The sequence below is a fragment of the Rothia sp. 18CD1-1 genome, from assembly GCF_055285355.1.
Map to the genome: position 1 here is coordinate 175,866 of NZ_JBUZLI010000001.1, position 26,160 is coordinate 202,025.

Sequence of the window (26,160 nt, forward strand, 5' to 3'; positions counted from 1 at the left end):
CGCCCATGAGCCTGCGAGGCCTCGCTACCCTCCTAGCAGAAGAGCCCGGTTTTAAGCGGATAGCCGAGGCTGCCGCCGCCCCGGTCACCGAGCGCGTCAACGAACTGATGATAGGAGCGGTTGACGGTGTTCGCCCGGCCCTGGTGGCGGCAATGTCGGCCCGCCTGCGTCGGTCGGCAGGAGACTCAGCAGCCCTGCTGGTTATCACGGCCACCGAGCGTGAGGCCGAAGATACCGCATCCGCTCTTACCTCGTTTATGCCGGACCACCAGGTTGCTCTCTTCCCGGCCTGGGAGACACTGCCGCACGAGCGGCTTTCCCCGCGCTCAGATACCGTGGGGGCCCGGATCGCCCTACTGCGTCGGATGGCGCAGGGGGATACGCCGCAGGTTATTCTTGCCCCCGTCAGGTCGGTGATCCAGCCTTTTGTCGCCGGGCTGGAATCCATGGAACCGGTTCGGCTGGTTGTGGGCCAAGAACACGATTTTGACGATACCGTGCGGGCGCTTGCCGCTGCCGCCTACTCGCGGGTTGACCTGGTTTCTAAACGCGGAGAATTTGCGGTGCGCGGCGGTATTCTCGACGTCTTCCCACCCTTGGCCCCGCAGCCGGTACGTATCGAATTCTTTGGTGATGAGATAGAGAACATGCGATATTTTTCGGTTGCGGACCAGCGCACGGTGGCCGGTAAAGAGCACCCGCGGGAACTGGTGGCAGAGCCCTGCCGAGAGCTGCTCATCACCCCCGCGGTCATGTCCAGGGCCGCACGGCTAACCCAAGACTATCCCGGTGCCGCAGCACTACTGGAGAAAATTGCCGGCGGCATCTACACCGAGGGCATGGAGTCGCTCACCCCCCTGCTGGTGGAGAATATGACAACCCTCATCGACGCTCTACCGGCGGGATCCCTACCCCTGGTACTGGAACCCGAAAAGGTGCGCACCCGGGCGGCTGACCTGCTGTCAACTAACGAAGAATTCCTACTGGCAGCCTGGGAGTCGGCGGCAGAGACTAACTCCGCTCCCATCGACTCGGCATCGCAGGCAGCCGGCTTTGCCGCCGGTACCTTCCGCACCGTTGCCGAGATCCGTGACAAAGCCCTGTCCCGGGGCTTGGGCTGGTGGGGGATTACCGCCTTAGGTGTGGACACAGCCATCGAGAACGACATGGATACGCTCACCCTGGATGCCCGGGTTCCCCACTCCTATGCCGGTCAGGTAAGCCAGCTCCTCAGCGAGGTGGGACGCAAGGTCGAGGAGGGGTGGCAGCTGGTGGCGGTGACCGATGGCCCCGGTCCGCTTTCCCGCCTGCACACGGTGTTCACCGAAGCCGATATAGCCGCCACCCGTACCGAAGACCTTGATACCCCGCCCACGAAAGGTGCCATAGCGCTCACCACCGCCCCGGCGGGCAGGGGATTCATGATAGACAGCGCAAAGATTGGGCTCCTCACCGAGACCGACATACTGGGGCGCTCCTCTGCCTCCACCTATGCTGCCCGTAGCGGAGCTGGGAAACTGCCGGTTCGCCGCCGCAAGAATGCTGTTGACCCGGTGTCGCTTACGGCCGGCGACTTTGTGGTGCACGAGCAGCACGGTATCGGGCAGTTCGTGGAGCTGGTACAGCGCCCTATTGCCGGGGCCCCTATCAAACCGGGCCAGTCCAAACCCGTGAAAGAATACCTGGTGCTTGAGTATGCCGCATCAAAGCGAGGCGGGCCCAAAGATCGGCTCTTTGTGCCCACAGACCAGCTGGACCAGGTATCACACTACGTGGGCGGGGATACGCCAGCCCTTTCCAAGATGGGAGGGTCGGACTGGGCAAAAACCAAATCGCGGGCCCGGGCGGCGGTGCGGGAGATTGCCGCCGACCTCATTAAGCTCTATTCTGCCCGGCAGGCATCTCGGGGCCACGCTTTTGGGCAGGACACCCCCTGGCAGAGGGAGCTGGAAGAAGCCTTTCCCTACAACGAGACCCCGGACCAGCTCTCAGCCATCAACGAGGTGAAGAGCGACATGGAGAAAGAAATTCCCATGGACAGGTTGATCTCCGGCGATGTGGGCTACGGAAAGACCGAAATAGCCGTGCGTGCAGCCTTTAAAGCGGTGCAGGACGGCAAACAGGTCGCGGTACTGGTCCCCACCACCCTTCTTGCCCAGCAGCACTTGGAAACCTTCAAAGAGAGATTCTCCGGATTCCCTGTCAGGGTCGCCGCACTATCGCGTTTTCAGACTAAGAAGGAGTCTCTGGACACCCTGGAGGGCATCAAAAACGGTACCGTCGACGTGGTGATCGGCACCCACCGGCTACTGTCTGAGGCCGTGCATTTTAAAGATCTGGGCTTGGTGATTATCGACGAAGAGCAGCGGTTTGGTGTTGAGCACAAAGAGAAACTGAAGCAGATGCGCACCAACGTCGATGTGCTGGCCATGTCTGCCACTCCCATTCCTCGTACCCTGGAGATGTCTCTGACCGGTATCCGTGAAACCTCCACGCTGGCGACCCCGCCGGAGGAGAGACACCCCGTGCTCACCTTTGTTGGTGCTCGCACCGATAAACAGATAACCGCCGCTATCCGCCGTGAGCTTTTGAGGGAGGGGCAGGTGTTCTTTGTGCACAACAGGGTTTCCTCCATTGATCGGGTAGCCGCACAGGTGCAGCAGCTGGTTCCCGAGGCGCGTATCGCGGTTGCCCACGGCAAAATGAGCGAGTCCCGTCTTGAACAAATTATTGTTGACTTCTGGGAGAGAAAATTTGATGTGCTGGTGTGTACCACCATCGTGGAGACCGGCCTCGATATCTCCAACGCCAACACGCTTATTGTTGACCAGGCGCAGAACTACGGGCTGTCCCAGCTGCACCAGCTACGCGGACGGGTGGGCCGCGGCCGCGAACGCGCCTACGCCTATTTTCTCTACCCCGCGGATAAAATGCTGGGCGAGATCGCCCTGGAACGACTCAAAGCGGTTGCCACCCACAACGAGCTGGGGGCCGGTATGCAGCTTGCCATGAAGGATCTTGAGATACGGGGTGCCGGTAACCTGCTCGGTGGTGAACAGTCAGGCCATATTGCGGGGGTTGGATTTGATCTCTACCTGCGCCTGGTGGGGGAGGCTGTCGCCAGTTTCCGCAGTGACGATGCTGACGTTGCCCCTGCCGATGTCAAGGTTGATATACCGGTGAACGCCCACCTCCCCCATGACTATGTTTCCTCAGAGAGGCTGAGACTTGCCGCCTACCGGCAGATTGCCCGCGCGGGGGACGAGCGGGAGCTGGTGGAGGCTCGCGAAGAGCTGGTTGACCGGTACGGGGAGATTCCCGAGGCGGCCGAGAATCTTTTTCGGGTTGCCCGGTTACGCCTGAAGGCTCGTGCCGCGGGTCTCTCAGAGATCGTGGCCGTGGGGCCCAAGGTGCGGTTTTACCCGGTGGATCTTCCCGAATCGAAGGTGATGCGGCTTAACCGCATGTACCCGGGGTCTGCGTACCGGAAGGTTCCCGGAACCGAGCAGTGGCAGATTCTGGTGCCCCGCCCCAAGACGGCCCGGGTCGGTGGCAAAGACCTGGTGGATGAGGCCATGATCGACTGGACCGCCGATTTTATCAGGGTAATCTTTGACTAGACCCCCTAGGACGGGGTGAGGGCTTTCAAAAAACCGGGCGGAGGCAGCATTCTGTGCCGCCCCCGCCCGTCTGCATTAACAGTCATCTATAGCTGGGTCAGCTCGGTTCCGTTGCTCCTGTGCTGCCGGTTGGTTTTGCTGGAAACCAGGTGGTAGACCAGCCCCCAGGGCAGAAGCATGCCCACCAGGGCGAGGCACCACCAGAGGATGTGGCCGTCGGGGTACATTCCCAGAGCGTAAATGCCCAAGCAGAAAATGGCGAACAGGACCGCAAAAAGCGCGATACTCTCACCCAGACGACCGCTACCCGAGTGGGTGGGGCCGGTTGCCCTAAACATGCGGGGGTCGTAGTATTCGTTATCCATGAGAACCTTCTTTCGGCCGGCCCGCACCCACCCAGGGTGCGGGCCGGAAGCGGGTGTGCGTGTATCAACTCCCTCCAGTATAGGTGCCCCACCCCGCGGATGCACGGTGTGTCAGTATCACGCTGCTCAGATCCGGTGTGCAGACCACCGCAAAACTCCAATATTTATTCGGCGGCGGGCCGTCGGGTTTGAAGAGAAGCCACCCTCTAGAACACAATAAGAATGTGACTCATAAAACTAGGTACGCAGCACACAGAATCATTATCCTGGGCGGTGGCCCGGGAGGCTACGAGGCCGCGCTGGTCGCAGCATCCCTCGGGGCCGACGTCACCATCATCGAAAAAAGGGGCCTGGGCGGTTCAGCGGTACTCACCGACGTGGTACCCTCAAAAACCCTCATCGCCTCGGCAGACCTCATGGAACGGATCTCCACCGCCGCAGACCTGGGCATCACGGTGGGCACCGATACCAGCGCGCAGACCGCCCACGTCGACCTACGCCGCGTCAATGAGCGCCTGCTCAACCTGGCAAAAACACAGTCTCGGGACATCGGGCGTTCCCTGGAACGGAGCGGGGTAAAAATTATTGCCGGCACAGGACGCCTCAAAGGGCCTCACACCGTTGAGGTCACCGATAGCACCGGACTCATCTACGACCTTGACACGGAGTTCATCCTTCTGGCTGTCGGCGCCCACCCGCGCGAGCTAGAGACCGCCCGGCCCGACGGGCGCCGCATCCTCAACTGGACCCAGCTCTACCAGCTTGAAGAACTACCCCGCGACCTCATCGTGGTGGGGTCGGGGGTCACCGGCGCAGAGTTTGCATCGGCCTATAACGGGCTGGGATCCAAGGTCACCCTTATCTCCTCGCGCAGCCGCGTGCTACCGGGGGAGGACGAGGACGCGGCGGCCGTACTCGAAAAAGTCTTTGAACGCCGCGGGGTGCGGGTCATGCCGCGCTCGCGGGCGGAGGCAGCCGAGTACACCCCCGATGGTGAGGGAGTCATCGTTACACTCTCCGACGGGCGCAAAATTTCTGGTTCTCACGTGCTGATCGCGGTGGGCTCTATCCCCAACACCGAGAACCTGGGTTTGGAGACCGCCGGGGTGGAGGTCTCGGAGACCGGGCACATTAGCGTGGACCGGGTATCGCGCACCAATGTTTCTAACATCTATGCCGCCGGCGACTGTACGGGGGTATACCCGCTGGCCTCGGTGGCCGCCATGCAGGGGCGGATCGCTATGGCGCACCTGATGGGAGACAGCGTCAAAACCCTGCGCATCCACCAGGTGGCGGCCAATATTTTTACCTCTCCCGAGATCGCTACGGTGGGGATCAGCGAAAAGGAGATCGAATCCGGCCGCTACCGTGCCGATACCGTGCTGCTGCCGCTGGCCACCAACCCCCGGGCCAAGATGCTGGCGGTATCGGACGGGTTCATTAAAATTTTTTCTCGTAAACACTCGGGCACGGTGATCGGCGGCGTGGTGGTGGGCCCGCGCGCCTCCGAGCTGATCTTCCCGATTTCCTTAGCCGTTGACAAGAAGCTACACGTAGACGATGTAGCTGACTCCTACACGGTCTACCCCTCGCTGACCGGTTCTATCTCGGAGGCGGCACGACAGCTGCACAAGCTCCTGTAGCGGTTCTCACCCGCCTGCGCGGGCGGTGAGCGGGGGCCGGTAGGGTTAGTCGGTGGACGGCTCGTACATGTCCACATCCTTGGTTTCGTGGGTGAGCAGCATAAAAATCACCGAAATAGCCGCGGCAAAAGCCAGATAGGCTCCCACCGCCCCAACACCGAAACGCGCGTTGAGCCAGACCGCCACAAAGGGGGTAAGCGCAGCGCCCAGGATAGAAGCCACGTTGTAAGCGACCCCGGAGCCGGTATAGCGGATATTGGTTTTGAACAGCTCGGGGAGGTAGGCAGACATGGAACCGAACGACAGGCCCATCAGCGCCATACCGACAGACATAAAAACGGTAAGCATCACCATGTTCGCGTTCTCACCCGTACCCACAGCCTGCGGAGAAATGAAGAAACTAAAACAGAGACCGTAGGCGGCCATGAGCCCGGTAGTGATCACCTGCTGGGTTCTGCGGCCAGCTCTATCAGCCCACCAGCCAGAAACAGGCACAAACAGGGCAAAAAAACAGATAGAGATAATCTGCACGATCAAAAATTCGTGGTAGGGGATACCGAGCCCTCCACTGGCCACCGCGGCAATACCGAACGAGAGTATCCAGGCCGTCATGACGTAAAAAAGCACGTAGCAGGCCACCATGATGAAGGTGCCCTGCACCATGGGCCACCAGGCGGTCCTCAAGGCCTCCACTAGGGGAGTTTTTACCTTCTCATCGTTGGCAACAGCCCTGGCAAAAACCGGGGTCTCCTCAAGTTTGAAACGCACGTAGAGGCCGACAGCGACCATCACGATCGAGGCCAAGAAAGGAATACGCCAGCCCCACACCAGAAAAGAGTGGTCGTAGGCGGCGGCATCCCGGGTGGAGTCAAAATTGAGCAGGGAGGTCAGTGCGAGCACAAAACCGTTGGCCAGAATAAAACCGAAGGGAGCACCCAGCTGGGGCCACATGGCGGCCCGTGCCCGCCTTCCCTCCTCGGCGTACTCGGTGGCCAGTAGGGCCGCACCGGACCACTCTCCACCGAGGCCAATACCCTGGCAGAAACGCAGGACGGTCAGCATGGTGGGCGCCCACAGCGCAATCTGCTGGTAGGTGGGGAGCAGGCCGATGAGGAAGGTTGCGATCCCCATGGTGAGCAGGGCCCCCACCAGGGTTGCTTTCCGCCCGATTCGGTCACCACAATGCCCAAAAACCACCGACCCGATAGGCCGGGCCACGAAGGCCACACCAAAAGTCGCCATGGAGGCGAGCAACCGGGCGGTGTCGTCGGCCCCAATAAAGAAAAGAGCGGGAAAAACAGCCACCGCGGCTGTTGCGTAAATATAAAAATCGTAGAACTCAATCGTGGTGCCAACAAGCGAGGCAAGAATAACGCGGCTTTTAGGGACCTTAGAGGCAACCCTGATCGCCTCTTCTACAGCTCGCCTGTTAGCTGACTCAACCGAACCATCAGTCACCGGGAAACTCCTTATGCGCAGGATGAAACACGCTGTGGGTTCAAGATTAGCCTCCAGGGGGAAACGGTGTAACACACCGCTCACATGGTGAGAACCCCGGGCCCCCAATGTGCACCGGTGAAGGCGGCGTTGCGGAGCTACTTAATGGTTGCAATCACCGCACCGGCGGTCACGGTATCACCGGCCTGAAGCTTTAGACCGGTCACCTTACCCGCCTTGTGCGCGGTAATAGGCTGCTCCATCTTCATGGCCTCCAGCACCACCACCAGGTCACCCTCGGCCACCTTGGCGCCGTCCCTCACCTCCACCTTCACAATGGTCCCCTGCATGGGAGAAGTCAGCTCGTTGGAGTTAGTGGAGGTAGCGCGCGGGTTACGGTCTTTGCGTTTCTTGGCGGCGGACTTGGTGGAGGAAGACGCCGACGAGAGCGAGGGCATAACAACCTCTAGGCGCTTACCGGCAACCTCAACCACCAGTTTCTGCCGCTCCTCCTCGTCATCGGGGCTGCCGTAGCCGCCGTTGTAGGCGGGAATATTGTTTTCAAACTCGGTTTCTATCCAGCGCGTGTGCACGCTAAAAGGTTCACCCGCCTCGGGGGTGAAAGCGGGATCCCGCATGACTGCCCGGTGGAAATTGGCCACGGTGGGCATACCCTCCACCCGCAGCTCTTCCAGGGCGCGGCGGGAGCGCTCTACCGCCTGCCGGCGGTCAGCACCGGTCACAATCAGTTTGGCCAGCATGGAGTCAAAGGCACCACCGACCACATCGCCCTCAACAACACCGGAATCCCAGCGCACACCGGGCCCCGCCGGAACACGCAGCTTCTCGACGGTGCCGGGGGAGGGCATAAAAGAGCGGCCGGCGTCTTCACCGTTGATCCGGAACTCAAAAGAATGACCGCGCAGCGGGGGATCGGTGTAACCCAGCTCTTGCCCCCGTGCCAGGCGGAACTGTTCACGAACCAGATCTATCCCCGATATCTCTTCGGACACCGGGTGCTCAACCTGTAGACGGGTGTTGACCTCGAGGAAAGAGATAGTGCCGTCGGTACCCACTAAAAACTCGCAGGTGCCCGCACCCTGATAGTTTGCCTCACGCAGAATCGCCTTGGACGCCTCGTAGAGGCGCTCTACCTGCTCGTCACTGAGATAGGGAGCCGGAGCCTCCTCAATCAGTTTCTGGTTGCGCCGCTGCAGGGAACAGTCCCGGGTGGAGATCACCACAACAGCGCCGTGGGCGTCGGCCAGGCACTGGGTTTCGACGTGGCGGGGAGAATCAAGAAACCGCTCGATAAAACATTCACCGCGCCCAAAGGCGGCGGTGGCTTCGCGTACCGCCGACTCGTAAAGCTCGGCAACTTTCTCCCGCTGACGAACCACCTTAATGCCGCGGCCACCACCACCAAAAGCCGCCTTGATAGCTATGGGTAGTCCGTAGCGGTCGGCAAAATCCTCTACCTGGGCAGCCGAGTCCACCGGGTTCTGGGTGCCCGGCACCTGAGGGGCACCCACCTTTTCGGCAATGTGCCGTGCCGCAACCTTATCGCCCAGAACCGAAATAGCCTCGGGTGAGGGCCCTATCCAGGTGAGCCCCGCCTCGATCACCCGCCGGGCAAAGTCAGCGTTCTCGGAGAGAAAACCGTAACCGGGGTGCACGGAGTCGGCGCCCGACCGGTGGGCGACGTCGAGAATTTTGTCCATGACAAGGTAGGAGTCCGTGGCGGTAGAGCCGGACAGGGAGTAGGCTTCGTCAGCCAGTCGCACATGTAGCGCGTCACGGTCGGGTTCGGCATACACGGCAACCGCTTCGATACCCTCGTCGTGGGCCGCACGAATAATACGGACCGCAATTTCACCGCGGTTGGCCACCAGAACTTTGGAGACGGGGCCGGTGTGTCGTCCCGGAACCGGGGTAAATTCTTTGCCTCTGGACTCGGTATGATTGGTCAATGATTCTCCTTAAAATCCGTGCGGCAGTCTGTGAGAAGCGGGGTGCACGGTTGGTTCGCGGTCATGCCTTCCAAAAAGTCTACAGTTCTTTTGCGGCCTGTGCCTTTGAAACTTATCGGGGTTTCGTCCAAAAAGCGGTGATAGAGTAACCCAGCTCTGCGAGCATGGACCGCAGAGCGTTGAGGGAAAGCCCCACCACGGTGTGATATTCACCCTCGATACCGCGGATGAAGGGGGCGCCGTAACCGTCTACGGTGAAAGACCCCGCAACCCCGAGCGGCTCCCCGGTTGCCACATAGTCGCTGACTTCTTGCTCGTCGAGATGCTCAAAATGCACGGTTGCGGTGCGTAATTCTGACGATTCCCGGTACCGGTTCGAGGTGTCTATCAGCCAGTGTCCGGTGTGGAGTAGGCCGCTGTGCCCGCTCATGGCGCTGATTCGTTCGGTAGCTTTTTCTGCCGTGTATGGTTTGCCGTGCCCGGTTCCGGCAAACTCAAATACCGAGTCGCAGCCCAGTACCAGGCTGGCGGTCGCTTCGGGGCGGGAGGCTACCTCGTGTGCTTTAGCACGGGCGAGCAGGAGGGCGGTTTGCGCCGGGCTGATGTCCGTATCGCCGGCGGTATCTTTGCGCGCGCTAGCCAGTGCAGCCTCTTCATCGACTGCTGAAACGAGTGTCTCGAAGGCGATCCCGCAGTCGCGGAGAATTTTGTGCCGCGCCGGTGATGCCGAGGCCAAGATAAGGCGGGGTGGCGTGTTGCTGCTGGTCATAGACACCAGTCTAAACCGGTCAAGCCGCGCGGCGGCATCTCACAGAGTAAACATATGTTGTTATTGGGTGGCGATATACCGCTACCGTTGAAGTGTTTCCCCCGCAACGTGTGGGGATCTCACGACGGTTGATAAAGGATAGTTATGGGTACATTCTCCGATCTGAAGGTTAGCCCGCGGCAGGCAGAACTGGAACTTACCGAGACAGATGAGGAGGCTCTCGCCCAGCTGAGGGGACGCCGGGTGGTTCTGCTGGTTCCCGCACCGGGGCGGGTACGCATGTATGTGCGGGATAACCTTCCGATTTCAACTATCCTGCCCACGCTCACGCACCTGGGACTGGAAGTGCGCGGCCAGGCAGCGTTTACCCTCGAGGCCGCAGACACGAGTCTGGAAGCCTACGAGCTGGAGGTGGCGGAGTTCAATACCGAGCACGTGCAACTGCTCGAGGATGCCTTTAACGCGGTGGTGGAACAGGAAGCCGACGATGACGATCTCAACAGGCTGGTTGTTGCCCGCGGGGTGTCCTGGCGGACCGTGGTGGTCTTTCGCGCCTATCTGAGCTATCTGGCGCAGTTGGGGGTGTTTTTTACCGCGGCAGAGGCCGCCGATTATTTGCTGGCCCACGGGGAGATCACCGACCTCTTGATCGAGTTTTTTAATACCGGTTTTGATCCCGAGCTGTCACTGAGCCGGCGGGAGCGGCTGGACGAGCGCGCACGGATAGCTCGGGATATAGGGGAGCGGTTGAGCGGGGTCTCGGATCTTAAAACTGACCGGTTTCTGAGCGCGCTAGCTGAGGTGATGCGGGCGACCGTGCGCACCAGCCTGTACCGGAACCAGCCGACCGTGGCTTTTAAGCTGAGCCCGCAGAAAATTTCGTTTGCCCCGCACCCGCGCCCGCTGTGGGAAATATGGGTGTACTCGCCGCGGGTGGAGGGAACCCACCTGCGGTTTGGTGCGGTCTCGCGCGGTGGGCTCCGCTGGTCTGATCGCCCCGATGATTTCCGTACCGAGGTGTTGGGACTGGTGAAAGCGCAGCGGGTCAAGAACTCGGTGATTATTCCCAACGGCTCCAAGGGCGGTTTCTTTCCCAAGGGTCTGCCTGACCGCGATGCAGAGCAGGAGAGGTATGCGCGGATGGGTCTTGAGGCTTACAGGCTGTTTATTGGTGCCCTGCTTGATCTGACCGATAATCTGGTGGTTGAGGATGGGCAGGAGAAAATAGTGAGTCCCCGTGCCGTGGTGGCTCTCGATGAACCCGACCACTACCTGGTGGTTGCCGCAGATAAGGGAACCGCCACGTTTTCCGATACCGCCAACGCCCTGAGCCTAGAGCGCGGGTTTTGGCTGGGTGATGCTTTTGCCTCGGGTGGCTCGGTCGGTTTTGACCACAAAGAGATGGGGATTACCGCCCGCGGGGCCTGGGAATCGGTGAAGCGACATTTTGCCTCGATGGGCCGTGATTCCCAGACGGAAGATTTCACCATGGTGGGTATCGGCGGTATGGCCGGCGATGTTTTTGGTAACGGGGCCCTGCTTTCCCCGCATATCCGCCTGGTTGCCGCCTTTGATTCCCGCCATATTTTTATTGACCCCAATCCCGATGCCAAGGTGTCTTTTGCCGAGAGGAAACGGCTTTTTGACCTGCCGCGGGCCTACTGGAGCGACTATAACCGGGACCTCATATCCGACGGGGGCGGTGTTTTTAGCCGCACCGATAAGTCTATTCCGATCACCGCGGCCATGCGGTATGCGCTGGGGCTACACGAGGGGGTTGAGAGTCTCGCCCCCCACGAGCTGATCCGGGCGATTATTGCCGCCCCCGTCGATCTTCTCTATACCGGCGGTACGGGAACCTACGTGCGGGCCAGCGATGAGACGGATGCCGAGGTGCGGGACCGTTCCAACGACCAGATGCGTATTAGCGCCCCCGAGCTGCGGGTACGGGTCATTTCTGAGGGCGGTAACCTGGGGCTGACCCAGCGTGCCCGTATTGAGGCTGCCAGGGCCGGGGTGCTGGTGAACACCGACGCGGTGGATAATTCCGCGGGTGTGGAGACCTCAGACCACGAGGTTAACCTGAAAATCCTGGTTGACAGGCTGATCTCTTCCGGAGAGATCGACCGCGATGACCGCGCCGGGCTTATCGAGGTGCAGGTGGACGAGGTGGCTTCTCAGGTGCTGGAGTCCAATATTGGCCAAAATATTCTTTTGCAGGCCGAGCGTAACGGCACCCGACCCACCAATTCTGCGGCCGCCCGCTTTATCGCTTTCCTTGAGGAGAACGCGGGTCTTGACCGTGATGTTGAGTTTTTGCCCTCGGACGAGGAGCTGGCGCAGCGGCGGGCTGCCGGTGAGCGGCTGAGCGGCCCCGAGCTTGCGGTGCTGGCTGCCTACAGCAAAATCTGGCTAGCCCAGGCACTGCTCGATGAGGGGTTTGGTGAGGACCGCTGGCTAGAGCCGGTGCTGGGGGACTATTTTCCTGCCGCGATCGGTGAGAGGTACGGTAGGCATTTCTGGGAGCATCCGCTGCGCAGCGAGATTATTGCGACCAGGGTGGCCAATGAGATTGTGGACACCGCGGGGATCGTGTTTGTTTTTCGGGTGATCGAGGAGACCGGTGCATCGGTGTCCACCGTGGCGCGCGCTTTTCTGGTTATTCGCGAGGTCTATTCTATTGAGACTGTTATGCGGCAGCTACGGGAGCTTCCCCCCACCACCGACCCCGAGATTTGGCGGATGCTGATCCACGGTATTCAGCGGTTCATTGACCGGGCGGTACGCAAGGTGGTGCAGGAGGGCACGCTTGCCGATGCTGAGGCGCGAGGGCAGTTGGCGGGGGTGATGCAAAAAATGGTGGACCGTTACCGCACGGTGGGCACCCTGGTGGATCTCATTCCCCGGTTTGTGGGTGGTTTCCTGGAGGAGCGCCTGAACCGTAAACTAGAGCAGGTTCGCGAATGGGCGGTGCCCCGGGAGATCGGAAACTCCTGGGCACGGGTGTGGGAGGAGGTCGCCGTGCTCGATATCCTGGATATTGCGGCGGCTACCGGCTGGGACCCGCGTGAGGTTGCTCCGCTCTATTATGCTCTCTACCAGCGCTATAACGTCTCTATAGCCCTGGTTGCCATTACCGGGTTGCCCCGCACCGGCCCCTGGGACTCGATTGCCCGGGCCTCGTTGCGCACAGATCTGTACGAGACGGTTATTCGGCTGACCCGGCACCTTATCGCCTACGCAGGTAGCGCCGGTCTGGAACATCCGGACAGTTTTGATCGGGCCCTGGAGATGGTGCGGGCCTGGGAACACAGTCAGCCTGTACTGGCCTCTAACTTTAGAAGGAGCGAGGACCTCACCGACATTTTGCGCGGGTACGCCGATCGGCCGGATACCGCAGATTTTGCCACGATCGCGGTTGCTGTGCGGAATCTGCGGGAAATTGCCGACTAGTTCCCGGGCGGGCGCTGTGGGCGCAACGGGTGTTTTTGTGGGCCTGTATCCCGATGGGTTGTCTTCATAAAAACCGAACCTGTGTGGTCTGATGTGGCTATATAGGAAGACTTGCCGAAGATTTCTTATCTGCCGCACAGGTTCGATTTGTATGATGGGGGTTTGGACAGTAAGTTCCAAGACAGTTTATTATTCACAACACGAAAGATACGAGCGTGCAAGACATCAGAATCTGCTCCTTGAAAGAAATTAGCGAGATTTTTCAGCGCCCGCTTGCTCAGGTCCAAATCCTTGACCGTGCGCGGGTGCTGGGACAGGCCTACGTCAACGGATCCGGGGCACGTTACTATCTTGAAGAGAGTATTGAAAAGATTGCTGCGGCTCCCCGCTACGATAAGCAGTCGCTCAGCCGCGATATTCACAGTATCGGTTTCCCCTCCGATATTGCGGTGATTCTGCGGCAGGTTTCTGCGCACCCGACTCCTCAGGATCCGGTGCGTCAGTGGACGGGGTTTGACCTTTCAAAGGAGGAGTCGTCGCTGACCTTTGAACGTACCGAACAGACCGATGCTTCGCGCATGTGGTGGCCGCTTTCCCCGGCTAACCTTCTGAAGGTGCGCGAGCTGGAAGCGGGTCAGTTCATCCCCATGTTTATTACGGTGGGTGGCATGATCGTGGCCGGTCGAAATATTGTGGGTATCGATGAAGATATCTCTGCCCAGCGGCTCGACAATCAGATCGCCTTCAAAGTGGAAGATGCCAGCGGCTGGTTTGACAAGTACCGTTTCACCTGGTTGTCGTCGGGGCCCGGTAAGTCAATTCTCTGGTGGTAGGCGTTGGCACCCGCCTCGCCTGCGCACCCCGGCCGGCATACCGCACCGGGGTGTTGCTTTTAGTCTCGGAGAGCCCGATCGAGCGTGTCTAGGCCCACCGAGCCCAGCATGAGGGCCCTGGTATGGAAGAGGCGATCGTATTCACCGGCGGTCCCGGTGGCGCGGGCATTCTCGCGCAGCTGGTTCCAGACGCGCTGACCCACCTTGTAGGAGGGGGCCTGCCCGGGCCAGCCCAGGTAACGCAGAAACTCAAAACGCAGCTGGGCATCGGGAAGATCGAGGTGGGTTTGAAGAAAAGTCAGCCCGTTTTCAGCAGTCCAGACGCTCTCTGTCAGACCCAGCTGCTTTACCCAGTGATCCGGGATATCGAAACCGCAGTGTAGACCAATATCGAATACTACGCGGGCTGCCCGCAGCTTCTCGGCGTCGAGCATACCCATGCGGTCTGCGGGGTCTGAGAGGAAACCCAGCTCATCCATAAGCTGCTCGGCGTAAAGGGCCCAGCCTTCGCCGTGCCCCGATACCCAGCAGCCGTGGGCCCGCCAGTCGTTGAGGGTTGCGGCCATAGCCGTGGCGACCGAAATTTGCAGGTGGTGGCCGGGTACACCCTCGTGGTAGACGGTGGTTTTTTCTCTCCAGGTACCAAAGGTTTCTTCGCCCTCGGGAACCGACCACCACATGCGGCCGGGGCGGGAAAAATCGACGGAAGGCCCCGTGTAGTAGATGCCGCCTTCGTGGGTGGGAGCAATCATGCACTGTAGCTCGCGCATGGGCCCGGCGATCTCAAAATAGGTGCCGGCAAGGGCATCTACGGCGCTGTCTGAGGTTTTCTGCATCCACTGCCGCAGGGCCTCGGTGCCGCGGAGGGTGCGGTCGGGGTCGTTATCGAGTAGCCGCTTTGCTTCAGCGACGGTGGCCCCGGGGCTGATCTCTGAGGCGAGGGCAGTCTGCTCGGCAGTAATCCGATCGAGTTCGGCCACACCCCAGGCATAGGTTTCCTCAAGATCCAGGGAGGTACCCAAAAACTGCCGGGAATAGAGTGAGTAGCGTTCTGCACCCACCGCGTCTTCGTCTTGAGCCAGCGGCAGGAGCACCTCGCGCAGATAGGCGTTGAGCGTGGCGTAACCGGTAATAGCTGCCGCCGCCCCGGCCTGCGCCTGAACCGCCAGCCCGGGAGCTGCGGCAATTATCTCCTGGGCAAGCTCAACAAAGAAACCGCGATCAGAAATATAGGCGTCGGTTTGCTCAATCGCGGCCTCAATTTGCCGGCGGGCAGACACTTTGCCCTCACCGCGGGCCTGCTCAAGCGACTCAATATAGCCGGAGATCGCCGCCGGAACATTCTTCATTCGCAGAGCTATATTCTGCCAATCCTGCTCCGAGCCACGGGCCATGAGATCAAAAATTGCGCGAATACTCTGCACCGGGCTGGCAATATTATTGATCTCCCAGTAGCCCAGCCCCGCCTCGGCAAGTTCCACCTCAAGCCCCAGACGCTCCCGCATGGCGTCCAGGGTCACCCGGTCGGTATCATCGACAGGCCGGGCACCATCCAGCTCAGCCAGTGCCCGACGGACCAGCTGCAACCTGCGCCGTCGCCCCTCGGGGGAGTAGTCTCCGTACTCGGTCTCATGACCGGCAAAACCCGCGGCTGTAGCCTCCTCGGGGGAGAGCTCAAGCGATTCATGATAAAAACGGTGAGCTATCTCATCGATCGCTGTAGGTTTACGGTCCCGACGAAAAATCTCTGGCAGCTGAGCATATCTAGACATAGTCCCATCATAGAAGTAAACCAGATGGACCTACATGGGGCGCGCCCGCCGCCAGGATCCGGGGCCCGGCCGCAGCCTCGCCCCCAAACGCTGGCCGCGGTTAAGGCGACGCTGCCACAGCGCCGTTGCCGAATAATCTTTCTGCCTACTCTGCTGCTGCACCGTCATTACCGCAGCAAGCAGGGCGGCCAGCTCCTCCTCGGTAGGGTTGCCGGCCACCACCGAAAAAAGCGGTTGAACAGGCTGCCCCCCGGCAGCCTCGGGGTCGGTACCGGCCGGGTGGGGAAAAGAACGGTTACCCGCCACAAAAACTCCTTACCTGTAGGTCATTTACGGGAATGAGCCACTACCGTTAGAGGGGAATATTTCCGTGCTTCTTAGCCGGGCTTGAAGCCCGCTTATCCCGCAGGGCGCGCAGAGACGCAATAAGACGCACCCGGGTCTCCGAGGGGGCAATCACCTCGTCAATATAGCCCAGCTCTGCCGCCTGGTAGGGGTTGAGAAGCTCCTCCTCATACCTGTGCACAAGCTCGGCGCGTTTCGCCTCCACATCCTCACCGGCGTCAGCTGCCGCACCCAGCTCGCGGCGGTACAGAATATTTACCGCCCCCTGAGCCCCCATCACCCCGATCTGGGCGGTAGGCCAGGCAAGGTTAATATCGGCACCCAGCTTTTTCGAGCCCATCACAATATAGGCGCCGCCGTATGCCTTGCGCGTAATCACGGTCACCAGAGGAACGGTAGCCTCGGCGTAGGCATAAAGCAACTTAGCGCCGCGGCGGATAATACCGTTAAACTCCTGATCGGTACCGGGCAGAAAACCGGGCACATCAACGAAGGTCAGAATGGGAATATTAAAGGCATCGCAGTTGCGCACAAAACGGGCCGCCTTCTCCGAGGCATTAATATCCAGGGTACCCGCAAACTGCATGGGCTGGTTGGCCACAATACCCACGGTCCGCCCCTCCATTCGCGCATAACCGATCATCACATTGGGCGCATACAGCGCCTGCATCTCCAAGAAGTGGCCGTCGTCAACCACGGATTCAACCACCGCGCGCATATCGTAGGGCTGGTTAGCAGAATCGGGAATAAGGGTATCGAGGTCAAGATCGTCAGCGGTCACCTGCGGGTCTTGATCGTGTTCCACCGGGAAAGGCTCAGAGAGGTTGTTGGAGGGCAGAAACTCTATCAGCTCCCGCACAAAATCAAAGGCATCATCCTCATCCTCGGCAAGGTAGGCAGAGGTGCCGGTAACTGCATTGTGCGACCGAGCCCCGCCCAGAGTCTCCATATCCACCTCTTCGCCGGTCACGGTTTTAATCACGTCGGGGCCGGTAATAAACATGTGGCTGGTTTTATCAACCATCACAATATAGTCGGTGAGGGCCGGCGAATAGGCCGCCCCCCCGGCGCAGGGCCCCATAATCACCGAAATCTGGGGAATAACACCCGAGGCACGCACATTCATCCGAAAAATATCGGCAAACATAGCCAGCGAGGCCACCCCCTCCTGGATACGGGCACCCCCACCGTCGTTGATACCGATAACCGGGCAACCATTTTTGAGCGCAAACTTCTGCACCTTCACAATTTTCTCGCCGTTGACCTGGGACAGCGAACCGCCGTAGACGGTAAAATCCTGGGCATAAACGGCGACCAGGTGCCCGTCGATGGTACCGTAACCGGATACCAGGCCGTCCCCCAGGGGCCGCTTCTTTTCCATACCAAAAACGGTGGTGCGGTGGCGGGCAAAAGCGTCGAACTCTACAAAAGAGCCGGCATCGAGCAGCATGTCGATGCGCTCGCGGGCGGTATTTTTGCCGCGGGCGTGCTGACGCTCGATGGGTCCGTATCCGCCGGCGAGGTAGCTGGCCTCCCTGCGGGTGTAGAAATCGGCGATTTTGCCGGCGGTCGTGGTCAGGTCATGGTCGGGTGTTTCGGCCGTATGGCCGGAGGACGGGGTAGAAGTCTCAGACACGTTATTCCTTGAAGATTGGCCCGTATGCGCTGTATCGCGGGGGTTAAGCGTGCAACTGCCATAACTATAGTGGGTTTTGGTGAGCGATGGTGCCGGTTGCGATAAAAATTGGCGGGTATTTGGGGAAGAAGCGTGCGAGTTGCCCCCTAATTTATAGTTACCGGTCAGTAGCTGAGGGGTCGGGGCCCACCTGCCCCATGACAGGATTCCATTCACGCAGCTGCCAGGAGAGGACGGCTCCACCGGTGTACATGGGGTCAGCAGCTATCAGTTTTTCCGCCTCCGTGGCTGATTCCACGGAGAAAATAAGGAGTGCGCCGGGGTCGGCGTCGGTGATAAAGGGGCCTGAAGCCGCGAGTTTTCCCTGTTCCACCAGCTGAGCCAGGTAGGTGCGGTGGGCGGGCCGGTATTTGGCCTGTTCCTCAGCCGGACCGTAAGAGTAGGTTGCCACGATATAGCTCATCTTGTATTCCTTGCATGTCTCCGCGGGCCGGGGCGGGTCAGCCTCGGCGTGCGGGGTTGTTCTGTGTTCTAATGCTAACGTACCCCAAAATTTCTTGGCCGCCTCGATTCTTCGGCGGCCGGTAGTAGCCAAGGAGGGCGATCGTGGCCATTGAGCACTTTCGAATAATGGAGCTGAGGCTCATCGACTACAGTCGGGTGCAGCTGCTTAATTCGGTGGACTCCACCAATGAGTTTGCGCGCAGAGAATTGGAGGGCGACAGCGATATTTTGCGTCAGAGCTGGGGTGAGCTGGGGCTGGTGGCGACAGCTGACCAGACCTCGGGCAGGGGCAGGCTGGGACGGGAGTGGATAGCGCCGGCCGGCGCCGCCCTGTGCACATCATTTATTATTCGCCCGCACGCCCGATCGGGTACGGCTATCGAGCAGCGGCGCTATCGGTGGTTTACCCTGCTGGTAGCCCTGGCCGCCCTCGACACGTGGGCAAACTGGGGGGTATCTACCAGCATTAAATGGCCCAACGACGTGATGGTGGACCAGAAGAAGGTGTGCGGTATCTTAGCGCAGCTGGTCACCGAGCCTTCCGGGGAGGTCTCGGTGGTCGCGGGGATAGGGATGAACCTCAACTTTGAGCCCGGCGACCTTCCGGTGGAGCACGCCTCGTCCGCCCTGATTGAGACCGGGAAGCGGGTCGATCATACGCTTGCTCTGCGGCAGCTGGCAGAGAATTTTGCGCGCTACTACGCTGATTTTGCCGGGGTGGCCGGTGACCCGGAGGCCCCCCTGTCCGACGGTCTTTCGCTACTCGATCGGGTGCGGGCGAAAATGTCCACCCTGGGTATGGAGGTCACCGTGCACCTGCCCGATGAGCAGACGGTCACCGGGATCGCGCAGAACGTGAGCTCCGAGGGGGAGATCGTTGTGCGTTTGAGCGACGGCGGTGAACGGAGATTCTCGGCGGGGGACGTGGTGCACCTGAGACCTCGGCAGTAGCGGGCGAGTTGCCGGTGAGATTCCTCGAGAAAATGGAAAATGGTTCCACCTATCCCGTACTATGGTGTGAGTTATGAGACTACGCGGTGCCCTTCTTCCCGGTGAACAGGTGATTACCGCTACCCGTAGCCATGAAAGTTTTTTGTTTCCCGCGGCCCTGTGCGGTTTTTTGGCCGCGGTGTTTTTTAGTTTTGCCTCGGTGGTCTACCCCTCAACCCGTTTTTTCGGTGTTCTGGGCTATCTGTGTGCCGCTGTGCTGTGCTGGTTTGCGGTGCGACGTCTTTGGCGCTGGGCCGCTACCGGGTATGTGCTGACCACCCAGCGTTTGGTGATTCAGCGTTTTTTTGGGTTTGGTCGTTCGGTGAGTATTCCTCTGGGCAGTATTGAGGGGATCGATGCCAGCCGTCCGCTGCTGGCACCGGGGCAGAGTATGCGGCTATCGGTGCACTCGGGGGGAACGGTGCACGTACTGCGTCAGGTGCCCCGCGGTGGTAGTTTCTCCGGTGAGGTAGCGGAGGCGCAGAGCCGTTTTTTGGGATATCGCGGCGGCATAGGGGACGGCCGCTACGGCGCGTATCCCGGCCGGTTTTAAGCTGCCGGCTGTGAAATCAAGCATGCCGCCCTAAATTTTAGTAAGCTGTATCACAGGTATATTGGCGGTAGCGCCGAGCCCGCAAGGAAAGGAATGCTCGTGGAACCAACGGCACCGGGATACAACAATTTTCCCAACCTGGAGCCGGAGAATACCCACACCGGAAAACGCCTTCGTCACCCGGTCCAGGATAACGTCTACCGCTCGGATGAAGATGTGGAGGCGGTTGCCCGACTGGAGCGGGTCCTGCTGGGGGAGAACCGGTCACTCAAGCGTCGTGAAGCCGCCGCTGACGCCGGGGTATCTCTGCTGACCGCCCGTAAAGTGTGGAGGGCTCTGGGGGTGCCCAACCTGAGCGATGATGATATCTATTTCACTCCGGGTGACTCGCGGGCTCTCGGAACCGTGACCGGCCTGGTGCGCGATCACGGTATTTCTGAGGACAGCACTATTTCTATCACCCGCTCGGTAGGGCAGATGATGGACCGCATGGTGGCCTGGCAGGTGGAGGCCCTAGTGGAAGATATGGTGACAAACCGGGGAATAAGCGATGCGAAAGCGCGCCAGGAATTGCTTGAGCTACTGCCGGAGCTGATCGATGATCTTGAGAAGATTGTGCTCTACGGCTACCGGCGACAGCTTAACTCTGCCGTGCTACGTTTGGCCCTGCGTAGCGAAAATACAGAGGACGTCGACCCTTCTGCCCTGCCGCTGGTGCGGGGTATCGGTTTCGCGGATATGGTGTCTTACACCTCCCTGTCGCGCCGTATGAGCGGCAGGATTCTTGCCGAGCTGGTACAGACTTTTGAGCAGCGCTGTGCCGAGGTGGTGGCCGTGGGCGGCGGGAGGATCATCAAAACTATAGGGGACGAGGTTCTTTTTCTCACCGAAACCCCCGAGTCTGCGGCTCGAATCTCACTGACTCTCTCAAAAATTATTCGTGAGGATCCCCATCTGCCCCAGGCGCGGGTTGCTTTTGTCTGGGGCAGGATTCTCCCTAAACTTGGAGATGTCTACGGGCCGACGGTAAATTTGGCGTCGCGGCTGGTTGCGCAGGCCGAGCCGGGCGTTGTTTTTACCGATGACGCCACCGCCGAGATCCTGGAGAACAACGAACAATTCGTCCTCACCCCGCAGGGGACCCGCAATGTGCGCGGTTTTGGGGACGTGCATCCGGTTGCGGTGACACCGGGTATCGGAAATGAACTGGAGATTGATTTTTAATGACCACGCTAACCACCCTTGCCGGTAGTGCCACCGATGTGGGGCAGCACCGCGACAATAATGAGGACTCTTTTTCTGTCTCCGGTACGCTCAGCCTGGTTGCTGACGGCATGGGCGGGCACGAGGCCGGGGAGGTAGCTAGTCGCCTGTGTGTGCGGACTCTGGCCTACTCGCACATGTTCTCTCGGCCCGGCGGTATGACCGAGGAAGAGCGGGAGGTGTACGCCAGGGAGTTGGAGGCAGAGGGCACTGCCGATGACGGACAGGGGCGTGGGCTGCTGCGCCGCCGTAAAAATGTTTCTGCCCTCAACCGGCAGATTATGCGCACCCTGGAGAAGCTGCGCGAGGTGATCGGTGAGGCGGACGAGAAGATTAAAGACATGCTGGGTCAGCGTGCCGGTACCACCCTCACCGGGGCCTGGTTGACCCGTATCGGCGACCAGAACATGTGGTTCATTTTCAATGTGGGGGATTCACGCACCTACCGGTTGGTACGGGAAGACAGCGTGCAGACAACAAGCAGCGATATTTCTTTTTCTGCCGGTGCGGTGGACGGGCTGTATCTGGAGCAGGTGACCGTGGATCATTCGGAGGTTCAGTACCTGGTGGATACCGGCCAGATTACCGCGCTGGAGGCTCTCACCCACCCGCGCCGTAACGTCATTACCCGTGCTCTGGGTACGGGTAACTACTGGGAGCCCGATTTTTGGGTGATTCCCGCGCACGAGGGGGACCGGCTGATGATGTGTTCGGACGGGTTGTCGGGTGAGCTGTCGCATAATTATATGGCCAGGGTTCTAGCCACGGTGGAGCACCCCCAGGATGCCGCCGATGTTTTGCAGATGGCGGCTTTGCGAGCCGGCGGTAGGGACAATATCACCGTGGTGGTGGTGGACGCTATTAGCCGGGAGACCGCTCAGAGGAACGCTGACCAGCTCAAGGAGCTGACGGAGGCTCAGCAGCAGAATTTGGTGACCCGGGCCGAAGAGTTTGATACCTCGCATACAGCCAGTGTGGAGCCCGAGTCCTACAGCGACGAGCGAGAGCTCAGGCGTGAGAACCTCTAGATCTTTACTCATCTCCCCGGTTGCGGTGGGTGGAGCGGGTGTTTGTTGGCATCCGGTTTCGGTGCTGTGCCCGGTTTCGGTGGCACAATGGGTGTGTGACTGATCAAGAAAATATTCCCCAGGCGGCACCCGGCGGTGTCAGCGGTGCGCTCAAAGAAAACTACGAGCAGCTTAAAGAGCGGGTGCGTACCGCCCGTCAGCGCTACTATGTGGACGATGCCCCCACCATCTCTGATGCCGCCTACGATTCTCTGTATCGTGAGCTTGAGGAGCTAGAGGCGCTCCACCCCGAGATCGTTTCCCATGATTCGCCCACCCAGGAGGTGGGAGGGGTGGCTTCGGAAGCTTTTGCGCCGGTGACCCATATCAGCAGAATGTACTCGCTTGAAGATGTTTTTTCGCTGGACGAGCTCCGGGCCTGGTTTGCAAAAACCGAGGAGAACGCCACCCTGATCGGCGGAGAAAAGCCCCGGTGGTTGACCGAGCTCAAAATCGATGGCTTGGCTATCAGCCTGCTTTACCGGCGGGGAAAACTGGTGCGGGCTGCCACCCGCGGTGACGGCTACGTGGGCGAGGACGTTACGCACAACGTACTCACTATTAAAAGTATCCCCGCCCGGCTCGCCGGGCAGGACCACCCCGAGGAGGTGGAGGTGCGCGGGGAGATTTTTATATCGTCAACCGATTTCCGCGCCCTGAATGAGCAGATGGTGAAAGAGGGTAAGGCGCCCTTTGCCAACCCCCGTAATGCCGCTGCCGGGTCCCTGCGGCAAAAGGATGCGCAGGTGACAGCGCGCAGGCCGCTTTCCATGTTTGTGCACGGCGTGGGCAGCGGTAGCCAGCTAGATGGCGCCAGCCAGTATGAGACCTATGCGCGGCTTGCCGCGTGGGGTCTACCCACCAGCCCCTATGCCAGGCTGTGCGAGGGGCTTGATGAAATTCTTGATTTTATTGCCGACTACGGGCAGAAGCGGCACTCGCTGGTGCACGAGATTGACGGCATTGTGATTAAGGTGAACGATTTTCGTGTCCAGGAGCAGCTGGGCTACACTTCACGGGTTCCGCGTTGGGCGGTTGCCTATAAGTACCCTCCCGAGGAGGTAAACACTAAACTCCTCGATATTCGGGTGGGGGTGGGCCGGACCGGGCGGGTGACCCCCTACGGTGTGATGGAGCCGGTGAAAGTTGCCGGTTCAACCGTTGAAACGGCGACCCTGCATAACCAGGATGTAGTGAAGGCCAAGGGGGTGCTGATCGGTGATACCGTGGTGCTGCGTAAGGCCGGCGATGTGATTCCGGAGATTGTGGGCCCGGTGGCGGCCCTGCGTACCGGGGATGAGACCGAGTTTGTGATGCCCGCTTTCTGCCCTTCCTGCGGTTGGGCGCTTGAGCCGGAGAAAGAGGGCGACGTTGATATTCGGTGTACCAATCCGCGCAGCTGCCCGGCGCAGCTGACCGAGCGGATATTTTATGCCGCTTCGCGCGGTGGCTTTGATATTGAGGCACTGGGCTATGAGGCCGCTAAAGCTCTGGTGGCACCGGCGGATCCGGAGACTGCCCCGCTGACTTCTGAGGCCCATCTTTTTGATCTCACCGTTGAGGATTTACGAAACGTTAGGATTGAGCGGCAGAAGCGGCGGGCCGGTAAGCCCACCGGTGAGGTTGAGCTGGTGCCCTATTTTTGGACCAAAGGTAGCGCCAAGGTGGCTTCTCACCCCACCAAGAACACCGAGAACCTGATGGCTCAGCTGGAGAAAGCCAAGTCGCAGCCGCTGTGGCGGGTGCTGGTGGCGCTGTCTATCCGGCACGTGGGGCCCACCGCAGCACGTGCTCTTGCCACCGAGTTCGGGTCGATGAGCGCTATTGAGGCTGCGGATGAGGAGAGGCTTGCGGCGGTCGACGGCGTGGGCGGTATTATTGCCCGCTCTGTTAAAGAGTGGTTTGCGGTGGACTGGCACCGGGATGTGATTCGACAGTGGGCTGCCGCCGGGGTGCGTATGGTTGATGAACGCGATGAAAGTATTGGGCGTACCCTGGAGGGGGTTACCGTGGTGGTGACCGGGACTCTGGAGGGTTTTACCCGCGATTCTGCTAAAGAGGCGATTCTTGTGCGCGGTGGTAGGGCATCGGGGTCGGTGTCCAAAAAGACCGATTTTGTGGTGGCAGGAGCTTCGGCAGGGTCCAAGCGTGACAGGGCTGAGCAGCTGGGTATCCCGGTGCTTGATGAGGAGGGTTTCCGCCGGCTACTGGATGGCGGTGCCGAGCAGTTTCTATCGGAAGAAGATGGGGGAAACGGGGTTTAACGGCCCTTCTCAGTATGTTGTACGCCACGAAAAGAGAAAATTTTTAAAAATTTTTTCGGTGCCGGCTGGGGGTGGACGGCCCCAGATTGGGCACGGTAAAAACACCAAAATAATAAGCTAACTGTTCTTTTGCGGGCGTGCAAACACGGGAAAACCGGCGGTGTTAAGGGTGAAACATAATTAATAAGATCACGGAAGCCGGGCCGGGGCGGCGCTCGAAGGTGTCCCCTCTTGTGTGATTGTCGTCCCCTAAAAGTGGCTGGCGTATATCAAATCGTTACAGTATCGTTATCAACGAAGAAATCCCGATGAGGGAATAACAAACAGTTCGGGGCCGTCAAGGCCGTGAACAACATGCCGGGTTTTGCCGCACACCTGAGTCCGTCTACAGGGCAAAACCTTTACTAGATACCCAAGAAGCATCTAGGGTAGACGGCGACGCAGCGAACCCAGGGGACTGGGCTAGCGTTAGGTGGCCTATTTGGAGCATTGTGAACAAGACTTCCATTCGTCGTAACGCAACCCGCACAGCAGCAGCTCTGGCTATCGGCGGTGCCGCCGCAGCCACCCTGTCGGCTCCGGCAAATGCAGCACCCATCGAAGCGTGGGATGCTCTTGCCCAGTGCGAGTCAGGCGGCAACTGGTCCATTAACACCGGCAACGGTTTCTACGGCGGTCTGCAGTTTACCCAGTCATCGTGGGCAGCGGCCGGTGGTACCGGTTCGCCCCAGAACGCCTCAAAGGCTGAGCAGATCCGCGTTGCTGAAAACCTGCTTGCCATGCAGGGCTGGGGTGCCTGGCCTTCGTGCGCCTCGCAGCTGAACCTCTACCAGTACAGCACCAACGGTGCTGCCGCAGTGGTTGAGGACAGCGCACAGGTGACCACCCAGGCTGAAGAGACCACCGTGGTTGAAGAAGCACCGGCGGCTGTTGAGGCTCCGGTAGCACCTGAGGCTCCCGCAGCTGTTGAGGCCCCCGCCGCCGAGGCAGCACCGGCTCCGGCACCTGCTGCGGGCAACACCTACACCGTGGTGGCAGGTGACACTCTCTCGGAGATCGCATTTGCACACGGCATCAATGACTGGTCGATTCTCGCGGCAGCAAACGCAGACATTGTGCCCAACCCCGATGTTATCGAGGTTGGTCAGGTACTGACCATTCCCGCAGCCTAGAAAGATCTCAGCAGTCCCCTTCGGGAGACAGCAGTTTTTACTCTCCGCCACCGCTGTTTACAGCGGTGGCGGATTTTTTCTGCACCAAACCGGTTTATGTTCAACCCGCATCAACCGACAGGGGACCACGCCCGGTGGTTCTAGCCGGTCGGTGCGGCTAAACTGGGTGAGGAAAACTTTTGCCAATAACGGAGAACCCATGTCTGACATTACCCGTGAGACCGTTGCGCATCTTGCCCAGCTGGCTCGTATTGATATGACAGACGCGGAGCTGGAGGCGCTCGCCTCCGAGCTCGGCGTGATCGTTGAGTCTGTTGCCTCGGTATCGGAGGCTGTATCCGATGATATTCCTGCTACCTCGCACCCGATCCCGCTTCGCAACGTCTTTCGAGAAGACACCGTGGGGAAGACACTGACGGCGCAGGAGGCGCTATCGGGTGCTCCCGATCAAGAAGACGGAAAATTTAGGGTTCCGGCAATTCTGGTGGAAGACTAGGGGGTCCC

General features: G+C 59.9%; 19 protein-coding genes. 11 read left to right on the top strand and 8 right to left on the bottom strand.

All coding sequences use genetic code 11. The annotated features are described in order from the left end of the window. The first annotated feature begins 5 nt into the window (after positions 1-5). A complete protein-coding gene (gene mfd, locus ACS1BR_RS00860; RefSeq protein WP_463559526.1) occupies positions 6-3,620 on the top strand; it encodes a transcription-repair coupling factor in 3,615 nt (1,204 codons plus the stop codon). Positions 3,621-3,706: 86 nt separating this feature from the next. Here mfd and ACS1BR_RS00865 read toward each other — a convergent pair whose 3' ends face one another. Next, positions 3,707-3,985 (bottom strand): hypothetical protein, encoded by a 279-nt coding sequence (locus ACS1BR_RS00865; protein WP_463559527.1) that lies wholly within the window; start codon positions 3,983-3,985, stop codon positions 3,707-3,709. Positions 3,986-4,209: 224 nt separating this feature from the next. On the opposite strand from ACS1BR_RS00865, the gene ACS1BR_RS00870 reads away from it, so the two are divergent. Beyond that, a complete protein-coding gene (locus ACS1BR_RS00870; RefSeq protein ID WP_463559528.1) occupies positions 4,210-5,628 on the top strand; it encodes an NAD(P)H-quinone dehydrogenase in 1,419 nt (472 codons plus the stop codon). 45 nt (positions 5,629-5,673) lie between these two features. Here ACS1BR_RS00870 and ACS1BR_RS00875 read toward each other — a convergent pair whose 3' ends face one another. The 3 genes from ACS1BR_RS00875 to ACS1BR_RS00885 all read right to left on the bottom strand — a co-directional run bounded on the left by ACS1BR_RS00875 (position 5,674) and on the right by ACS1BR_RS00885 (position 9,804). Continuing rightward, positions 5,674-7,035 (bottom strand): MFS transporter, encoded by a 1,362-nt coding sequence (locus ACS1BR_RS00875; RefSeq protein ID WP_463559737.1) that lies wholly within the window; start codon positions 7,033-7,035, stop codon positions 5,674-5,676. Between the two features lie 188 nt (positions 7,036-7,223). After that, positions 7,224-9,035 carry an acetyl/propionyl/methylcrotonyl-CoA carboxylase subunit alpha gene (locus ACS1BR_RS00880; RefSeq protein ID WP_463559529.1) on the bottom strand — a complete coding sequence of 604 codons (1,812 nt, stop codon included), beginning with the start codon at positions 9,033-9,035 and terminating at the stop codon, positions 7,224-7,226. Positions 9,036-9,147: 112 nt separating this feature from the next. After that, positions 9,148-9,804 (bottom strand): Maf family protein, encoded by a 657-nt coding sequence (locus ACS1BR_RS00885; RefSeq protein WP_463559530.1) that lies wholly within the window; start codon positions 9,802-9,804, stop codon positions 9,148-9,150. A gap of 144 nt (positions 9,805-9,948) precedes the next feature. Between ACS1BR_RS00885 and ACS1BR_RS00890 the strand changes: the two genes are divergently transcribed. Then, positions 9,949-13,257 (top strand): NAD-glutamate dehydrogenase domain-containing protein, encoded by a 3,309-nt coding sequence (locus ACS1BR_RS00890; RefSeq protein ID WP_463559532.1) that lies wholly within the window; start codon positions 9,949-9,951, stop codon positions 13,255-13,257. A 215-nt stretch (positions 13,258-13,472) separates the two neighbouring features. Next, on the top strand, positions 13,473-14,090 hold the full coding sequence (locus ACS1BR_RS00895; protein ID WP_463559534.1) for a hypothetical protein: 618 nt from the start codon (positions 13,473-13,475) through the stop codon (positions 14,088-14,090). Between the two features lie 59 nt (positions 14,091-14,149). On the opposite strand, the gene ACS1BR_RS00900 is transcribed toward ACS1BR_RS00895, so the two are convergent. The 4 genes from ACS1BR_RS00900 to ACS1BR_RS00915 form a co-directional block, all read right to left on the bottom strand. Further along, entirely contained in the window at positions 14,150-15,862 is a 1,713-nt protein-coding gene (locus ACS1BR_RS00900) for a DUF885 domain-containing protein (protein ID WP_463559535.1), read from the bottom strand. Positions 15,863-15,892: 30 nt separating this feature from the next. After that, positions 15,893-16,168, bottom strand: a complete 276-nt coding sequence (locus ACS1BR_RS00905; RefSeq protein ID WP_463559538.1) for an acyl-CoA carboxylase epsilon subunit — start codon at positions 16,166-16,168, stop codon at positions 15,893-15,895. A 46-nt stretch (positions 16,169-16,214) separates the two neighbouring features. Then, positions 16,215-17,843, bottom strand: coding sequence for an acyl-CoA carboxylase subunit beta (locus ACS1BR_RS00910; RefSeq protein WP_463559540.1), 1,629 nt, complete (start codon positions 17,841-17,843; stop codon positions 16,215-16,217). A gap of 157 nt (positions 17,844-18,000) precedes the next feature. After that, positions 18,001-18,306, bottom strand: coding sequence for a YciI family protein (locus ACS1BR_RS00915; protein ID WP_463559541.1), 306 nt, complete (start codon positions 18,304-18,306; stop codon positions 18,001-18,003). Positions 18,307-18,449: 143 nt separating this feature from the next. On the opposite strand from ACS1BR_RS00915, the gene ACS1BR_RS00920 reads away from it, so the two are divergent. The 7 genes from ACS1BR_RS00920 to gatC all read left to right on the top strand — a co-directional run bounded on the left by ACS1BR_RS00920 (position 18,450) and on the right by gatC (position 26,152). Continuing rightward, complete coding sequence (locus ACS1BR_RS00920) at positions 18,450-19,298, top strand: biotin--[acetyl-CoA-carboxylase] ligase (protein ID WP_463559542.1); 849 nt, start codon at positions 18,450-18,452, stop codon at positions 19,296-19,298. A gap of 73 nt (positions 19,299-19,371) precedes the next feature. Beyond that, positions 19,372-19,890 carry a hypothetical protein gene (locus ACS1BR_RS00925; RefSeq protein ID WP_463559544.1) on the top strand — a complete coding sequence of 173 codons (519 nt, stop codon included), beginning with the start codon at positions 19,372-19,374 and terminating at the stop codon, positions 19,888-19,890. A 93-nt stretch (positions 19,891-19,983) separates the two neighbouring features. Beyond that, positions 19,984-21,114 (top strand): adenylate/guanylate cyclase domain-containing protein, encoded by a 1,131-nt coding sequence (locus ACS1BR_RS00930; protein ID WP_463559545.1) that lies wholly within the window; start codon positions 19,984-19,986, stop codon positions 21,112-21,114. After that, positions 21,114-22,181, top strand: a complete 1,068-nt coding sequence (locus ACS1BR_RS00935) for a PP2C family protein-serine/threonine phosphatase (protein ID WP_463559546.1) — start codon at positions 21,114-21,116, stop codon at positions 22,179-22,181. The genes ACS1BR_RS00930 and ACS1BR_RS00935 overlap by 1 nt, the downstream gene beginning before the upstream one ends. Positions 22,182-22,276: 95 nt before the next feature. Beyond that, positions 22,277-24,484 carry an NAD-dependent DNA ligase LigA gene (gene ligA, locus ACS1BR_RS00940; RefSeq protein ID WP_463559547.1) on the top strand — a complete coding sequence of 736 codons (2,208 nt, stop codon included), beginning with the start codon at positions 22,277-22,279 and terminating at the stop codon, positions 24,482-24,484. Positions 24,485-24,975: 491 nt separating this feature from the next. Beyond that, a complete protein-coding gene (locus tag ACS1BR_RS00945) occupies positions 24,976-25,656 on the top strand; it encodes a transglycosylase family protein (RefSeq protein WP_463559548.1) in 681 nt (226 codons plus the stop codon). A 199-nt stretch (positions 25,657-25,855) separates the two neighbouring features. Next, entirely contained in the window at positions 25,856-26,152 is a 297-nt protein-coding gene (gatC, locus tag ACS1BR_RS00950; RefSeq protein ID WP_463559549.1) for an Asp-tRNA(Asn)/Glu-tRNA(Gln) amidotransferase subunit GatC, read from the top strand. The last annotated feature ends 8 nt before the right edge of the window (positions 26,153-26,160 follow it).

Excerpts from the sequence above, each read along its gene's own strand:
- mfd (WP_463559526.1), top strand. The coding sequence starts at position 6 with ATGAGCCTGCGAGGCCTCGCTACCCTCCTAGCAGAAGAGCCCGGTTTT.
- ACS1BR_RS00865 (WP_463559527.1), bottom strand. The coding sequence starts at position 3,985 with ATGGATAACGAATACTACGACCCCCGCATGTTTAGGGCAACCGGCCCC.
- ACS1BR_RS00885 (WP_463559530.1), bottom strand. The coding sequence starts at position 9,804 with ATGACCAGCAGCAACACGCCACCCCGCCTTATCTTGGCCTCGGCATCA.
- ACS1BR_RS00890 (WP_463559532.1), top strand. The coding sequence starts at position 9,949 with ATGGGTACATTCTCCGATCTGAAGGTTAGCCCGCGGCAGGCAGAACTG.
- ACS1BR_RS00900 (WP_463559535.1), bottom strand. The coding sequence starts at position 15,862 with ATGTCTAGATATGCTCAGCTGCCAGAGATTTTTCGTCGGGACCGTAAA.
- ACS1BR_RS00915 (WP_463559541.1), bottom strand. The coding sequence starts at position 18,306 with ATGAGCTATATCGTGGCAACCTACTCTTACGGTCCGGCTGAGGAACAG.
- ACS1BR_RS00925 (WP_463559544.1), top strand. The coding sequence starts at position 19,372 with ATGAGACTACGCGGTGCCCTTCTTCCCGGTGAACAGGTGATTACCGCT.
- ACS1BR_RS00930 (WP_463559545.1), top strand. The coding sequence starts at position 19,984 with ATGCTCGTGGAACCAACGGCACCGGGATACAACAATTTTCCCAACCTG.
- ACS1BR_RS00935 (WP_463559546.1), top strand. The coding sequence starts at position 21,114 with ATGACCACGCTAACCACCCTTGCCGGTAGTGCCACCGATGTGGGGCAG.
- gatC (WP_463559549.1), top strand. The coding sequence starts at position 25,856 with ATGTCTGACATTACCCGTGAGACCGTTGCGCATCTTGCCCAGCTGGCT.